Annotated in this window: 8 protein-coding genes; 4 read left to right on the forward strand and 4 right to left on the reverse strand. The window is 52.7% G+C overall.

The window, feature by feature from the left end:
• The first annotated feature begins 413 nt into the window (after positions 1 to 413).
• The 3 genes from EFA69_RS10315 (at position 414) to EFA69_RS10325 (ending at position 8,706) form a co-directional block, all read left to right on the forward strand.
• Positions 414 to 6,287, forward strand: coding sequence for a carboxypeptidase-like regulatory domain-containing protein (locus tag EFA69_RS10315; RefSeq protein WP_123132998.1), 5,874 nt, complete (start codon positions 414 to 416; stop codon positions 6,285 to 6,287).
• A 348-nt stretch (positions 6,288 to 6,635) separates the two neighbouring features.
• Positions 6,636 to 7,529, forward strand: a complete 894-nt coding sequence (uvsE, locus tag EFA69_RS10320) for a UV DNA damage repair endonuclease UvsE (protein ID WP_123132999.1) — start codon at positions 6,636 to 6,638, stop codon at positions 7,527 to 7,529.
• 208 nt (positions 7,530 to 7,737) lie between these two features.
• On the forward strand, positions 7,738 to 8,706 hold the full coding sequence (locus tag EFA69_RS10325) for a DUF6929 family protein (RefSeq protein WP_148041326.1): 969 nt from the start codon (positions 7,738 to 7,740) through the stop codon (positions 8,704 to 8,706).
• A 220-nt stretch (positions 8,707 to 8,926) separates the two neighbouring features.
• Here EFA69_RS10325 and EFA69_RS10330 read toward each other — a convergent pair whose 3' ends face one another.
• The 4 genes from EFA69_RS10330 to EFA69_RS10345 all read right to left on the reverse strand — a co-directional run bounded on the left by EFA69_RS10330 (position 8,927) and on the right by EFA69_RS10345 (position 12,381).
• On the reverse strand, positions 8,927 to 9,352 hold the full coding sequence (locus EFA69_RS10330) for a T9SS type A sorting domain-containing protein (protein ID WP_123133001.1): 426 nt from the start codon (positions 9,350 to 9,352) through the stop codon (positions 8,927 to 8,929).
• A 175-nt stretch (positions 9,353 to 9,527) separates the two neighbouring features.
• Positions 9,528 to 10,913: a lysophospholipid acyltransferase family protein gene (locus EFA69_RS10335; protein ID WP_123133002.1), complete on the reverse strand. Its 1,386-nt coding sequence runs from the start codon at positions 10,911 to 10,913 to the stop codon at positions 9,528 to 9,530.
• A 152-nt stretch (positions 10,914 to 11,065) separates the two neighbouring features.
• Complete coding sequence (locus EFA69_RS10340; protein ID WP_123133453.1) at positions 11,066 to 11,815, reverse strand: adenine nucleotide alpha hydrolase; 750 nt, start codon at positions 11,813 to 11,815, stop codon at positions 11,066 to 11,068.
• 275 nt (positions 11,816 to 12,090) lie between these two features.
• Positions 12,091 to 12,381, reverse strand: a complete 291-nt coding sequence (locus EFA69_RS10345) for a hypothetical protein (RefSeq protein WP_123133003.1) — start codon at positions 12,379 to 12,381, stop codon at positions 12,091 to 12,093.
• A gap of 23 nt (positions 12,382 to 12,404) precedes the next feature.
• Between EFA69_RS10345 and EFA69_RS10350 the strand changes: the two genes are divergently transcribed.
• Positions 12,405 to 15,602 carry a SusC/RagA family TonB-linked outer membrane protein gene (locus EFA69_RS10350; RefSeq protein ID WP_221175708.1) on the forward strand — a complete coding sequence of 1,066 codons (3,198 nt, stop codon included), beginning with the start codon at positions 12,405 to 12,407 and terminating at the stop codon, positions 15,600 to 15,602.
• Position 15,603 lies beyond the last annotated feature (1 nt).

A 15,603-nucleotide genomic window follows, 5' to 3' on the forward strand; every position in this document is an offset into this window, starting at 1 on the left:
GTTGTGCCTGGTGTTAAGCTCTGCTTGATTCTCTTCTTCTCACTTCTGAGGCAGTAATTGTAGCTGATGCTCTATTATGGCCTTTACCAAAAGAAGAGAAGCAATTATATATACTGCAGCAGATTATCCAATCAATACCTAATATAGCAGAAGTCTTGTAGAAGTAGTCAATCCTGAAGAAGAATACAGCATTTAGATCAGACGAATCTCTTTTCTGCAGCCTCTTCATTCCATGCCAGAGCCGCTGGGCAACAGATCACACTGTTACTTTGCGGTAATAGGAAGTTTTGCGTTCCCATTTCTGTTTTTGGCCTGTTTTCAGAAAAACAGGCCAAAAACGGGGAGAAAGTAAACATAGTTGCCGTGAGATATTTCCCTGAAATACTTATCTTAAAACAAAAAGCACCCTGGCTATGTCTCTGCTCTCCTCCCTGCTATCCGGTTTACTTCCGCTGTTAGCCGCCCTGTTGTTGCTTTGCTCTACCGCCCGCGCCCAGCAGAATCTAGCCAACAGCCGCACCACCAGCTATTTCACCTACATCTACAAAATCACAGACGCAGAAGCCAAGGTGTTGTTTGAAAAGGGCATGGATGCCGCCAGGCAAAGCTTTTTCCATACGCGGGTAGACTCCTTTCCTACTAATTTGCCTTACCAAAAGCAGTTGCCACAGGGGCACTACCTGTACACGCTCACCTCCGGGCCGGATTTAGAATATACGCTACAGTGTAGCATCAATGCGCAGCTTCAACTCCTCAATAATCACGTAGACTTTGCCGCCGTACTGTATGATTCTTTAGGCTCCATTCTTCCAAACGCGCAACTAACGCTCAAAAACAAAAAAGTACCGTTTGACAAAGTTTCCCAAACCTACCGGTTGGCCAACAGCAAAAAGAGCGGGTTACTTTCAGTGACCCATGAGGGCTTTACCTTTTACGTGCCGGTAGAGCAGAACCGCCGCCAATGGAATACTCCGCTGTGGCGGAAAATCATCTACCGCAAACCTGTTTACTATCTCTGGAGCCCTTTCCGGGATATCGCCTCTACTTTAATCCATTTGCGCCCTACCGGTTTCGTTTACAAAGCCATTCATCTTTTTGATGACTTCGGCTACCGCGAGAGTGATTGGCCCAACGGCTATCTGGTGTTGAACAAGCCCAAGTACATGCCCGGCGACACGGTGCGGTACAAGGCGTTTCTGGTGAAGAAAAACGGGAACCCTTATAAGAAAACACTTCGGGCGGAGATTAACGGGAGCGGGAAACCCAAAAAACTCGGTGAGCTTGCCCCCTTCCGCCCAGGGGCGTATGAAGGCTCGTTTGTACTGCATGATTCCCTCCGGCTCAGGCTAGACACCTATGTTTATCTCAATTTAATCAAAGAGAAAAGATGGGACGATGACAATGTGGCACGGGCCCAGTTCAAGTATGAAGACTATGAACTGAAGGAAAATACCTACACCGCCAGACTGGAAAAGCTGGAGCATTTTGCCGGCACCACCAACCGCCTCATGCTGCGCGGGGCAGACGCCAACGGCCTTACCTTAACCGATGCGCGGGTAGAATTAACTGTCCTGACCACGCAAATTAGGCAGACCGCCGCCCCGGTACAGTTTATCCCAGACACGCTTTGGGTGCACCAGCAACCGCTTGAAAGCTCCGGAGAGACCACCATTCAAATCCCTGACTCCATTTTCCCCAAAGCGAAGCTTGATTACCAGATTTCCGCCGTCTTTCTGACCTCCAATAACGAGCGGGCCCAACAGACCATACGGGCGCGGTATTCCTTTGAAGAGGGCCGCCTGGAAATGCGCCTCCTTAATGACAGCCTCAAAGCCGACTATTTGGAAGGCACCTCCTCTCTGCCCAAACAGGCCGAAGTAGTAATGATAGATGGAGACGGGGAACTCCTCCAGACGCTGCAAGTACAACTGCCCGCCTTGCTTCCCTTGCAGCCCCATGCCCGAGAATACAGAATCAATGCGGGCAAACTACAGAGTACCCTCCGCCTGCAAGACGAACCAGCCAACCTGCAATTCTACTCAGACCGTACCGCAGACTCGCTCTTCCTCACCATTCAGAACCCCAGGCGCGTGCCGTTTTGGTACTTTGTCTATAAGAACAACCACTTGGTGGACCGTGGCCAGGATACCACTTCACTGTGGCAGTACAACCGAAAGGCTAGCAACCAGGAGCCGTATTACGTATCTGTGCAGTACCTCTGGGCCGGGAAAATCTATAGCGAGGAATACAATGCCCCCTTCCGGAAGAACAATTTAGACATAGCCGTACAAGGGCCCACCACGGTGTACCCGGGGCAGAAAACCAGTTTCACGGTGCAGGTGACCAATGCCAAAGGTAAACCCGTACCTAACGTTGACCTCACATCCTACGCGCTTACGTCTAAGTTCAAAGATGCCTCACCACCAGACCTTCCCACATTCACCAAATATAAAAGCAGAAAAGACCGCCGCACCTTCAAACTGAAAGATGTGCCAGAGAAGGGTTTCCAGCTGATGGACTGGGAGCATTGGCGCCGAAGCATGGGGCTGGATAGCTTAGCGTACTACCAATTGCTTTACCCACAGACAGGACTCTACACCCACTACGCCCTCACCAAAGACAGCCTAACCCAGTTTGCCCCCTTCGTGGTAGATTCCGGACGGGTGGTTCCGGTGCATGTGGTGTATCTAGACCAGGTACCTGTTTATTTCTCGGGCACAGACGTGGTTCCCCCGTACTCCTTCCCCGCCGACAGCGGCTACCATTTCATCAAACTGCGCACCGCCCACCATGAGATTCACCTGGATAGCGTGTACCTTAAACACGGACAGAAACTGGTGCTGAGCATTGACCAGAACAAGAAGTCCCTCTTATTCGGCAAAGCCGAAAAGGGGTTCCTTTCTAAAACGGAGCAAGGTGCCCTTGCCCCATACCTGGTCCCTGTGGAACAGAATTTCGGCAATGGGCTCACGTATCTAAAACAAGGCCAACAGGTACAATATCTGCCCAACGGCTCCAACCGCTCGTACACTACCCGTAGTACAAATTGGGACCGCGTGGTCTTAGCAGGTCCGTTTAGACCAAGGGTCATGGAGTTTTATTCCATGGGGAATTTTGTAACAGCTTTCACGCCAGAAGCCAACTATGTTCACCGTTTTGAGCCTGGTTTACTAAAAATGCGCGAAAAACAGACGTTCCCCGGGAAAGTACACTTATCGCCCAGAAACAAAACACACCAAATTCCTTCTGGCACTTTGGCAGAAACCGCTTATACAGAAGAAGGTCTAAGGGCCCAATGGGAAACCTCCCAATACAACTACTGGCTCTCTAAAATTCTGGAACGCCCCGAGTACCGCACCGAGGCCGGCAATGGCCGCCTGCATTGGCAGCTGGATTCTACCTTCCAGGAAAGCCCCAAATTCGTTTTCTTTTATGAACCCAACGCCGCCAACCATCAGATAGCCATGTATGGGGGCAGCACCCGGCACTTGAACCAGATTTACCCAAAGCAATACAAACTGGTACTTGTATTTCCAGACCACCGGCACATCAGTACATTGGTTACGGTAAAACCCAACGGGGAACTGCGTTTACACTTCAATCTATCTCAAGTAAAAGCTCCAACGGCAGAAACCAAGGCGCTGGAAACGTACCTGCAGAACAGCGTAGAAGCCGCTAAACGCACGGCCTCCGTTACCGTACCGCTCTTAACGCCTGCCCCTGCCAACACTTCAACTTCATCTGTGGTGTACGGCGGTTCTTTAGGCTATTCCAGCGAAGTAAGAGGCCAAATTATAGACCCTGATACTGGGGAGGGAATGCCGGGTGTATCTATCATAGTTAAAGGAACTACAATAGCAACTGTAACAGATATAGACGGAAGATACACCATTCAAGCTCCGGGCAACGGGGTGCTGGTTTTCTCCTTTATTGGCTATGTAAATCAGGAAGTGCCTGTTAGGAACAGCAGTAGGATTGATGTTAAAATGCAGGGTGATGCCAAACAATTACAAGAAGTAGTGGTGACAGCATATGGCATAGAGGGAGCCTTACAGGGCAAAGCAGCGGGTGTACAAGCCTCTAATGGCCAGCCCGGCGGCGGAATGTCAATACGTATCAGAGGAGTTTCTTCTCAGGGTAACGCCCAGCCGCTCATCATTTTAGATGGCCTTCCGTACAGCGGAAATGTGGCAGACCTTGACCCGCAAAGCATTGCCAGTTCCTCTGTTCTGAAAGATGCCGCCGCCACGGCCATTTACGGCTCCAGGGGAGCGAATGGGGTTATTGTCATTACCACTAAAAAAGGACGCATATTGGCCAACAAAGCCGGTGTGCCCGGTCTTGACCAGGAGTTACCCGAGGGAGCCGGGGCCGGTGCTTCCATCAGAAGCTACTTCTCAGATTACGCTTTCTGGCAGCCGCGCCTAGTCACGGACAAGTCAGGGAAAGTCACTTTTCCGGTCACGTTCCCCGGTGATGTGACCAGTTGGAAAACCCACGTACTGGCCATGGACGGCCACAAACGCAGCGGCCAAACTTCTACGGAGATTCTCTCTTTCAAAGCCATGATGGCCACGCTCAGCGGCCCTAGGTTTCTGATTGAAGGAGATAAAACCCAAATCATCGGCAAAGCCGTGAATTATTTACCAGATACTGCCGCCGTCAACACCAGATTTGAGTTGAATGGCAAGTTACTCCGGGAAAAGCAGTTGAAACTGGGCCGCGTAGCCACCGACACCTTTATGGTGCAAGCACCCGCCGTAGCCCCAGACTCTGTGGAATTGTTGTACTCCCTGCAACAGGGCAACGGCTTCTCAGACGGCGAGCGACGGCACATAGGCGTGTACAAAAAAGGCGTTTTAGAGCGAAGAGGCGTTTTCCTGTCCCTGCCCATAGACACCACACTCACCCTCACGTTTGACCCCGCCAAAGGCCCCGTGCATTTCTACGCCCAAAGCAACCTGTTGCAGGTCATGCTAGATGAAATCAAGTACCTGCACCAATATGAGTACTGGTGCAACGAGCAGGCCGCTTCTAAACTCAAAGGGTTGCTCTGGGAGAAACGCATACAAGCCGCGCTGGGCGAAGCGTTTGAACACGACCGCATGGTGCGCCGCCTCATCAGGCACCTGGAGAAAACCCAGAAACAGGACGGCACCTGGAGCTGGTGGGAAAACGGCCCCGCCTACCTCTGGATTAGCCACCACGTCACCGAGGCACTGGTCATGGCCCAAACTGAAGGATATTCCACCAACTTCAAGAAACAACCCCTCATTGACTACCTCACCTACCAACTGGAGAAAAAAGACGGTCAGGATAAAATCAGAGGCCTGGAGCTACTGCAACAGCTAGACGGCAAGGTTGACTTCGCCGCCTACATTCCGCAGTTGGAAAAACAGAAAAACCTGCCTCTGGAAGACCAATTCAGGCTGACCCGGCTCCGGCAGAAACTCCAGATGAAAGCCCCGCTGGATACGTTGAACCACTACCGGCAAACCACCGCGCTGGGCGGCATGTACTGGGGCCGCGAGCGCAGCAGCCTATTTGACAGCCACATCTCCAACACATTGCTGGCCTATGAGATTCTGAAAGCGGCCGGAGGCCACCAGCGGGATTTGCTCAGGATTCAGGCATTTTTGCTCAATGAACGCCGCACCGGCCACTGGCGCAACACCTATGAATCTGCCAGGATTCTGGAGACGCTGTTGCCAGATTTGATAAAAGAGAAAGGCCAGACGCCTGAAAACCAATTGACACTCTCGGGCGGGGTGAACACTACGCTGAAGAAATTCCCGGCAGACACCACTTTTACGCCAACCCAACCGCTCACTATTCAGAAAGAAGGCGCCATGGCGTTGTACCTCACCGCCTATCAGAATGAATGGGTCACCCAGCCGGAGCGGGTAGAGAAAGACTTTATAGTAAAAACCAGATTCGCCGGCACCGGCTCCACCCAAGCCACGCTGGCCGCCGGGAAACCCATTGAACTGGAGGTGGAAGTATATGTGAAAAACAACGCGTCTTACGTGATGGTAGAAGTGCCCATACCCGCCGGTTGCTCCTATGACACCAAGTCCAGCTGGGGTTCCAATGAGGCGCACCGCGAGTACTTTCGGCACAAGGTTTCCATCTTCTCCAACTACCTTACCTCTGGCCGTTACACCTTCACCATCAAACTGTTGCCCCGCTATAAAGGCACCTACACCTTGAATCCTGCCAAGGCCGAATTGATGTATTTCCCCACGTTCTTCGGGCGGGAAAAGCTGAAAACGGTGGAGGTGAAATAATAGCTGTTTCCGTTTTTGGCCTGTTTTTCTGAAAACAGGCCAAAAACGGAAACAAGTCCTGAGTTTTGAGTACTGAGTCTTGCAGTTGGGAAATGTACTTGAAAAGAGACAAGCAGGGGCAATACCTGGCGGTTGTCCTACTGCGTTAGCCGCATAAAATGGAAACCACCAGAACCACCAAGGTTTTTCCGGACAAACCGTTTTTGGCCTGTTTTTCTGAAAACACCCCAAAAACGTATTTCCTTTTCTAACTACCACCTCCCGCCCAACACTCCCAGCCGCCTTCCGTTTACAAAAGTTTAAACATCTGCCCCAGGCAACGGTTCATAGCCCCAAACCCTGTAAACAATGAAAATAGGATATCCCTGCGTGAATGAATCAATGGACTGCAGCTCGTCTGGCACGTTCCGGCTGGCCTCTTACAGTGAGGAGCGGCTGGTGCAGACCGTGGAGAAAAACCTGGCTTGCCTGCGCCGCATTCTGGAGTACAACCTGGAGCACGGCTTCCTGTTCTTTAGAATGAGCTCTGGGTTGGTGCCGTTTGCCTCGCATGACGTCTGCACCTACAATTGGCAGCAGCACTTCCAGATGACGTTCAAGCGCCTGGGCGATTTCATCAAGAAACATAACATGCGCATCTCCATGCACCCAGACCAATTTGTGGTGCTCAACTCGCCAGACGAACGCATTGTGCGCAACAGCATCGCGGAGCTGATTTACCAAGGCAGCGTCATGGACCTGATGGGGCTGGACTCCACGGCCAAATTGCAGATCCACGCGGGCGGCGTGTACGGCGACAAACCCGCAGCCCTCCTACGCTTTATCCAGACGTATCATACCCTGCTGCCCCAAGAGGTGAAAGCCCGCCTGGTGGTGGAGAATGATGACCGTCTGTACAGCCTCAGAGACTGCCTTGAACTGCACGGCGAAACGGGTATTCCCATCCTCTTTGACAACTTCCACCACGAGTGCCTCAACCACGGGGAGCCTATGGCCGAGGCCCTGCAACTGGCCGCCGGCACCTGGCACCCTGAAACAGACGGCGTGCTCATGATGGACTACAGTTCCCAATCTCCCGGCGAGCGCAAAGGCAAGCACATCACCAGCATGGATATAGACCTATTTAGAGAGTTTCTTACCCATCTCCATGGGCTGGACGTAGACATCATGCTGGAAATAAAAGACAAAGAGGCCAGCTGCCTTAGGGCGCGTCAGGTGTTGCAGGAACTGGCGTTGGTGTGATGCGTTTAGGGCCTCTTTTTCTGAAATCGGCACAGAACTATCCTGTTGAGTAGAAAAAGTGAAAGAAAATAGCGTAATCTACGTACCTATAGGAAATAAAACGATCATCCGTCGGTAAAGCCCTGCTATGGCAGCGGACTTACCGGCGCAGCTACTTCCCCCTATGAAAGTTTTAGTACGTTTTTTCTGTTCCTGCACCCTTGTGTCTATGGCGTATTTTTCCACGGGTTGCCAATCGGGCACGGAGACTGCCAAGGAGCAGCCCGCGGCGGTTGTCACCAAAAAAATGGTTCTGGAAGGAGTTCCCTCGGCCTCCGGTATTGAGCGCGTGGGCGATTTCTACTATGTCATCGGGGATGATTCGCCGTACCTGTTCCGGCTGAACGCCGCGTTTGAGGTAGTGCAGAAAGTGGCGCTGCTAGATACTGGCAAAGTACAGAACGGGCGCATTCCCAAACCGGTGAAACCAGACCTGGAAGCCATTACCATGGTTACTTTGAGCGGACAGCCGTACCTGCTGGTGACGGGTTCCGGTTCCACCCCCGCCCGCAACACAGCTTACCTGCTGGCGGTGACCAGAGATGGGGTGGGCCAACCACAGGCTATTCCGCTCCAAGGCCTCTATGACCAATTGCGCCAGAACAAAGCCATAACGGGCCAGGCCTCCCTTAATATAGAGGGCCTATCGGCCGATGAGGAGTACCTGTACCTGCTGCAGCGTTTTTCGCCCGGCGGGCACAACGTCCTGATCACCTATACCCTCTCTGAGCTCACACCCTTCCTCCTGAAACACGAACCGGCTCCCAAACCTTCGGCGGTACAGGCCTGGGCGCTGCCCCAGCTGGCCAACATCCAGACGGGTTTCTCGGGCTTGGCCCCGGCCTTGGGCGGACGCATGCTGTTCACTGCCTCGGCGGAGGAAACCCCCAACGCGGTGCTAGACGGTGAGGTGTACGGCAGCATGATTGGCTGGCTCAAAACACATCCAGACCCGTCTCCCCAAGCCTTGAAACCCGAGGTAGTGGTACCCATCAAAGAGCAGGACGGCAGCGCCTATAAAGGCAAGATTGAGTCGGTGTGCATCATGGAGGAAGACCGCCATGAACTGCAAGCCGTCGCCGTTGCCGACAATGACGACGGTTCCTCTGAGCTGATCACCCTTACCTTTACCTGGTAACCGTATATTTTCTGATAGGACTTTGTAACCCACCCCTGCCCCTCCCAAGAGGGGAATCACCTGCTAAATTAGTATAAGCTAAACTAATATAAGAAAGTCTCCTTGTGGGAGGGGCAGGGGTGGGTGCAGACAGATGAGCGGTAAGTTTCGTGACCAGGACTTATAAAGAAACGGGCTGCGGTTTTGTCTTCCCGCAGCCCGTTTCCATTAAAGCTTAATTTTATCTCATCCTAATCCGAACTTTCTTCCAATACACCGTGGTAGGGGTTTTCACTTCCACCAGATAGATCCCAGATTTCAGTTTCCCTATGTTCACGGGCGGGGCCAGGGTATGGTCACCGGCCGGAACGGGTTTGGTGTACAGTACTTTTCCGGAGGCATTGGTAAACTCCAGCACGCCGTCTTCCGTCATGTCTTGCTGGAAAGAAAGAAGGAAGATATCTGCGTTCTTCTTCTCGGGGAAGAGGTCAATGCCCGAGAGCGTTTCCCGGCGTACCGGCACCGTTCCGTTGCCAATGGCGGCCTCGGTGGCCACCGGCGTTTTACTCAAGGCAATCGTTTTATGCTGTGCTTGCGCCGGGGCACCCGACACCAACGTAATACCCGCCACCAACCAAGCACCAACTGCGTTCAATTTCATTTTCATACGGGATTTCTTTAGAGTTTTTGTTGCCGCTTTCGCGTTAAAAGCCCCTATGCAGATACCGTTCCAAATTAAGGCAGCCGCTAAAATTTTAGTACCCTGAAAGTGAACCTCGGTTGTAGTTGCAAACGGCGGCCGTGACCAGCGACCTTTTCTCCACCGCGGTAACCAGAAGATTTTAGGCCACTTCAGTCTTGGAATTGCTTTCCGGCGGAGAGGCCATGAACTCGTCGCGGGCTTGTTCCAGTGCTTGCATGAGGTTAGCTCTTTGGGTCAACAGGCTCTGTAACACGGTAGACCGGCGGTAAAACAGCGAGAAGAAAATCCAATGCCGGCGGGCCACTGCAATGCGGTGCCAGTAGTGCAGCACGAAGAAGCCAGTCACGGGCAGCGCCACCAGATACCCTACCAGCGCCCAACCGGACAGCCCCAGCCAGGCATGCACCGCCCAACCTATGAGCGCATAGCAAATAGGGAACGTGAACATGCCAATGGTCATCATCATGGGCGCGTGGAACTCTATGTCTTTGGTGAGCGAGCGGGCTATCTTGGCAGGCAGATAATACGGCAGGTAATTATGGACTACCCCAAAGAGGTAAAACGGGAACCCCAGCGCCAGATAGAGAATGGTCTGCACCGTACCCCAGGCCACATCGCGCCGACGGGGAATGCCTTTCAGGGCCTCGGGTACCAGCCCCACGCTCTCCAGATGCTGCAGAAAATCCTGGAGCTGCGCCCGAAGATGGTGTACCCGCTCCGGCTCCCGCGCCTCAAAATATTTGATGCTCTGCAAGATGCCTTTGGTGATGAGAAAGCGCTCTTTGGTCTCTGATTTGTCCAGGTCAAGTTCTTCCACCAGTATGTCTTGGTACACGGCTTCCACCTGCCGGGCCAGCGCGTCTTCCTCGTCGGTCTCAGTGTGGATGACTAGGGCCTCCAGCCGTTCCTTGAGATGGTCTGTGAGCGCATGGGCGGCCTGGAAAGGGTCCTGGGCGTAAGCAGCCTCAAAATCTTTGACGTAGATGGGCTCACCTACGTTCACAAAGACATCGCTCCTGAACCGTGAGGGGTCTGAGTAGTTCACGCCCACCGGAACAATGCGCAAACCCAGGTTGAATCCATGCTGAGCCTCAGCCCCCAGGCCAATGCGGGCGGTTCCGGTTTTCAGAGGCCGCAGGCGGCGCTGCATGAAACTGTTGCCCTCCGGGAACACCATGAGCGTGCCGCCTTTCCCCAAAAACTCATAGCATTTGGCAAAGGTGGCGTCGTTCTGCGCCGAGCCGGCATCGCCTACGTCTTCGCGGCGGTACACCGGAATCATGAACAGCTTGTGGAAGAGCCAGCCCTGAATGCCCGGTTTGAAGAAACTGCTTTTGGCCAGGAAGTAGATGTTCTGCTTCATGAGCGAGGCCGTGACCACGGGGTCCATGAGCGTGTTGGGGTGGTTAGACACCACAATGAGCGGTCCCTCAGAGAAGAGCAGGTGCCGGTTATTGACCGTGAACCGCCGGAAGAACACGCGCAACGCAATCTGGAAAAGTGATTTGAGCAGAAAGTACAGCATACAGCCTCTGGATTAATGTTAGGAAACTACGCATTTTCAGGCTGATTTCAGAAAAACAGCCCCTAAACGGAAATGAATTGGCTACCGGTAAACTGAACTTTGCGTTTAGCGGCCGTTTTTCCGGAAACAGGCCCAAAACGTAGATTCGCTTATTACCCTTGCTCTTTGCCGGTAGATAGTAACAGGTCACAGAACCAGAAGCCGGTGTCATAGGCGGGGGTGTCTGCCTGAAAGCAAGTATCCTGTTGGTTTGGGGTAGCGGGCGCGTAACTTCTAAACACCACTTCGCCAATTTGCACCGGCACCGGCTGCCGGAAGTTGGGGCCGTCATAGACGAAGGAGTGGTATTCGCCGTTTTCGCCGCAGGGGTCAACCATGGCGGGCAGATCCCGCACAAAGGCTTCGTCCAGTTCCCGCCCGGCAAAGGAGGCATCCAAATGCTTTCCGTTTACGCACACCACCTTGGCCTTAAAACCCGCTTGCCAGAATTCCTCAAGCAATGCAACCGGACGTTCGCCCCAAAGCGGAAAATGGGCTTGGATGCCTACGCTCCTGAGTTGCGTTTCCCGGTACTCCCGCAAATCCTCCAGATACAGATCCCCGAAAATTCCATGCGTTACCCCGGCGGCCTTGAAGCCCGTCCACGCCTGTGCCATGGCTTGGTTGTACTGCGACATGGTGGTATTCTCCGGTAAATACAGCGGCTGCCACGGTAAATCCAATGCCTGGGCCTGGGCCTGCATGAGTTCCTCCCGTACGCCGTGCATGGTTACCCGCTGGTGGATTTGGCTTACCGTGGTGAAAAGGGCATGAAGCTGAAATTGGGGTTGCTGCTGGACCCTGTATAAGGCCAAGGCGGAGTCTTTGCCGCCGCTCCAGTTAAAGATGGCAAGAGATTTCATAGAAGCAAGGTACGGGGTCTGGCGCAGAGCGCGCGCGTTTAGCGGCCGTTTTTTCAAAAAGAGCCCCTAAACGACCACAAGAGGAGCTTGCACGCCGCCTTTGCTTTTTCTCTCCTCTTGGGCATCTCTCTCATTTTCTCATTCATAACTTCTTACCATTTCTGTAGACACAGTCCTTCTTCTTCTTGTTTTAAAGCGGCCATAGTTATCTATTTAAATAAAAAGGTATTTACCTATTATCTTACAAGCCAAAAATTAACAACATATTTAACATTTTAATTTTTTTTAATAATATAGTTACCTATATTTAACCATTCTATTAAAAAAGTCCCCCAATTATCTTCCATTGGAAGAAACAGACCGGTAAGGTCTCCGGCAGAAAAAGCAGCACCTGTTTTGCTGCTTTTCTGCCGTTGCGGTTCTGGCGCACTTTCTTGCCAGAGCCGCTTCGCATACGATGCAACTATTGTTTTAACCCAAAATAAGGTGTTCCCCTGGGGCAGTAACTCCTGTAGAGAAGCTTTCTGACCCGGAGCCCTTCTTCCTTGTTTACCTGTATGACTCATTTGGCATTTGTTCTTTGTTGCGCATGAAAAACAATCTTTACTCACTAAGACTCACGCTCCTTTTCTGTACTCTGGGATATTCCGTGGCCCACGGGAAAGAAGCCGTTACCGCTAAGAGTCCTGTCCCCTCCCCTCCGCCCATTGCGGTTCGTATGTTGCCATTACCGGTTCCTGCCGCTACTGAAATTACCGGCAAGGTCACTTCGGCCACCGGAGAGGCACTCCCGGGAGTTACGGTAGTGCTGAAAGGCACCACTATAGCCACCTCCACCAATGAGAACGGGGTCTACACATTGTCTGTACCGGCTCAGAGCGGCACGCTGGTGTTCACCTACATAGGCTATACCACCCAGGAAATTCCTATTACCCAGGCTACGGTGTACAATGTAAAACTGCAGGACGACGCGCAGTCTTTGCGCGAGATTGAGGTGGTGAACATTGGCTACGGCGAGGCCCGCCGCGCCGACCTGACAGGTTCCATTGGTACCGTGAACATGGCCGATCTGTACAAGGCCCCGGTGAAGTCTTTTGACGAGGCACTGGCCGGCCGTGTGGCGGGGGTACAGGTCACCTCCTCAGAAGGACAGCCCGGCTCGCCCATCAACATCGTGATCAGGGGGGCAAACTCCATTACCCAAGGCAACTCCCCGCTTTACGTGATAGACGGTTTCCCTATTGAAGACCCCAGCATCAATGCCTTGAACCCTAATGAGATTGAGTCTATTGACATTCTCAAAGACGCCTCGGCCACGGCCATCTATGGGGCTCGGGGTGCTAATGGGGTTGTGCTCATCACCACTAAGAAAGGTAAAACCGGTACGCCCGCCATCACCTATAACGGCTACTACGGGGTTCAGGAAAGCAACAAACGTATGCCTGTCCTGACCCCATACGAGTTTGTAAAACTCCAGCAGGAACTGGACCCCATCAAAACTGCTGAACTGTACCTGGAGAAGAAAGGAAAAACCCTGGAAGACTACCGCAACGTGCAAGGCTATGACTGGGAAGACGCCATCATGCAGACCGCCCCAATGCAGAGCCACCAGCTTTCACTTTCCGGGGGCAGTGAGAAAACCCGCTATAACCTGTCTGCCTCGTATTTTGACCAGGAAGGCGTGATCATCAACTCCGGCTTTGACCGCTTCCAAACCAGGTTCTCCCTTACCCAGGAGGTGTCTGAGAGGCTGCGCGTAAACGTGAATGCCTCTTACTCCCAATACAAATCCTTTGGTACTCCTCCCTCAGCCGCCCAGGGTTCTGGCCAGAATAACCTACTCTACAGCGTTTGGGGGTATAGGCCTGTGTCTTCTGAAGGCATCAACCTGATAGAACTAACTGATGACCCTGAGATTGAAACCAACAATGAATTCCGGTTCAACCCTATTCTCACGGTGCAGAATGAACTTCGGAAAAATAACTTTGAGACCCTCATTGGGAACGCGTTTGCAGAGTACAGCATCCTGAAAAGCCTGAAGCTGCGCGTAGCCGGAGGCGTTACCCGCACCAACCGCAAATCTGAGTTCTTCAACGGCTCCAAGTCCAGAAGCGCCCAGACCAACAGTAGAGTGAACGGCGGGTTCACCCAAATAGCCTCTACCAGTTGGCAGAGTATTAACACGCTTACGTTTGACAAGAAGATTGCCACCCACCACAACCTGAACGTAATAGGAGTGTTCAGTGCCGAAGGGGCCGATGGTTCCACTTATGGTGCCACCGCGCTGCAACTGCCCAACGAGACCTTAGGGCTGAGTGGCTTAGATGAGGGAACCCCAGGCACCGTGAGCGCTGCCTCTTCAGACTGGGCGCTGCTTTCTTTCCTAAGCCGGGTGAATTACAACTATAAATCCAAGTACCTGCTCACGGTTTCGGTACGGGCAGACGGTTCCTCCAAATTCGCTACCGGCAATAAGTGGAGCTACTTCCCTTCCGGCTCACTGGCCTGGCAACTGGGCAAAGAGAAGTTCATGAAAGACCTCACCTTCGTGAACAGCGCCAAACTGAGAACCAGCTGGGGAATCACGGGCAACAACCGCGTAGGCGATTACTCCTACATGCCACGCATTACCGTGCCCTTAGACGGGGGCTATTATTTCGGGAACCAGCCATTTAAAGGTGCTTATCCTACAGATCTGGGCAACGCTGACCTGAAATGGGAAAGCACCCGCCAGGTAGACTTTGGAATAGACTTGGCCTTGTTCAACCACCGGGTTACGTTTACCGCTGATGTGTACCGCAAAACCACCGATGACCTGCTCCTGAACGCCAACCTGCCCCTCTCCACTGGGTACAGCAGAGGCTTCAAGAACATAGGGAAAGTGCAGAACCAGGGTCTGGAAATGGCTTTGGGCTTAGCCCCTATTCAAGGCAAGGAATTCACCTGGACCACTGACATCAACATCTCCTTTAACCGTAACAAAGTGCTGGCCTTGGCCGAGAACGAAAGCTCTCTGCTCACCGCCATTGGCTGGGACTACGGCTGGACCGCTATTCCCGCCTACATTGCCAAGATAGGGAAACCAATTGCGCAGATGTACGGCCTCATCTGGGACGGCGTGTACACCTATGAGGACTTTGACGTAACCGCTTCCGGGGCGTATACCTTGAAAGACCTGATGCCCGACAACGGTACCCCCAGAACCAGCATCCGCCCCGGCGATATCAAGTACCGTGACATCAATGGAGATGGTATTATCAACGAATACGACAAGACCATCATCGGGAATCCTAATCCGATACACTTTGGCGGCATCTCCAACAACTTCGCGTACAAAGGCTTTGACCTGAGTGTGTTCTTCCAGTGGTCTTACGGCAATGACATCATCAATGCCAACAGAATCTTCCTGGAGTCTGGCTACCGCTATAACGTGAACCAGTTTGGCACCTACGCTGATCGTTGGTCTGAAGAGAACCCCACCTCTAACATTCCGCGCGCGAAAGGTCAGTTGTACAGTTCCTACTCCTCCCGCATTGTGGAAGACGGCTCTTTTATACGGCTTAAAACGGTACAGTTGGGCTACAGAATTCCGCAGCACCTGCTGGACCGCGTGAAGATCAAGAGCCTGCGCCTGTATGTGGCCGCCCAGAACCTGCACACCTGGTCAAACTACAGCAGTTATGACCCGGAAGTATCAGTGAGACCGGGTGCCTTGACCGAAGGCTTTGACTATTCTGCCTATCCACGGGCCAGAACCACCACCGTTGGGGTAGATGTTACTTTCTAAT

It is taken from the genome of Rufibacter immobilis (genome assembly GCF_003721565.1).
GTDB lineage: Bacteria > Bacteroidota > Bacteroidia > Cytophagales > Hymenobacteraceae > Nibribacter > Nibribacter immobilis.

What these genes read in the sequence shown, in the direction of transcription:
- EFA69_RS10315 (WP_123132998.1), top strand. Translation starts at nt 414, where the DNA reads ATGTCTCTGCTCTCCTCCCTGCTATCCGGTTTACTTCCGCTGTTAGCC.
- uvsE (WP_123132999.1), top strand. Translation starts at nt 6,636, where the DNA reads ATGAAAATAGGATATCCCTGCGTGAATGAATCAATGGACTGCAGCTCG.
- EFA69_RS10325 (WP_148041326.1), top strand. Translation starts at nt 7,738, where the DNA reads ATGGCGTATTTTTCCACGGGTTGCCAATCGGGCACGGAGACTGCCAAG.
- EFA69_RS10330 (WP_123133001.1), bottom strand. Translation starts at nt 9,352, where the DNA reads ATGAAAATGAAATTGAACGCAGTTGGTGCTTGGTTGGTGGCGGGTATT.
- EFA69_RS10335 (WP_123133002.1), bottom strand. Translation starts at nt 10,913, where the DNA reads ATGCTGTACTTTCTGCTCAAATCACTTTTCCAGATTGCGTTGCGCGTG.
- EFA69_RS10340 (WP_123133453.1), bottom strand. Translation starts at nt 11,815, where the DNA reads ATGAAATCTCTTGCCATCTTTAACTGGAGCGGCGGCAAAGACTCCGCC.
- EFA69_RS10345 (WP_123133003.1), bottom strand. Translation starts at nt 12,381, where the DNA reads ATGAGTCATACAGGTAAACAAGGAAGAAGGGCTCCGGGTCAGAAAGCT.
- EFA69_RS10350 (WP_221175708.1), top strand. Translation starts at nt 12,405, where the DNA reads ATGAAAAACAATCTTTACTCACTAAGACTCACGCTCCTTTTCTGTACT.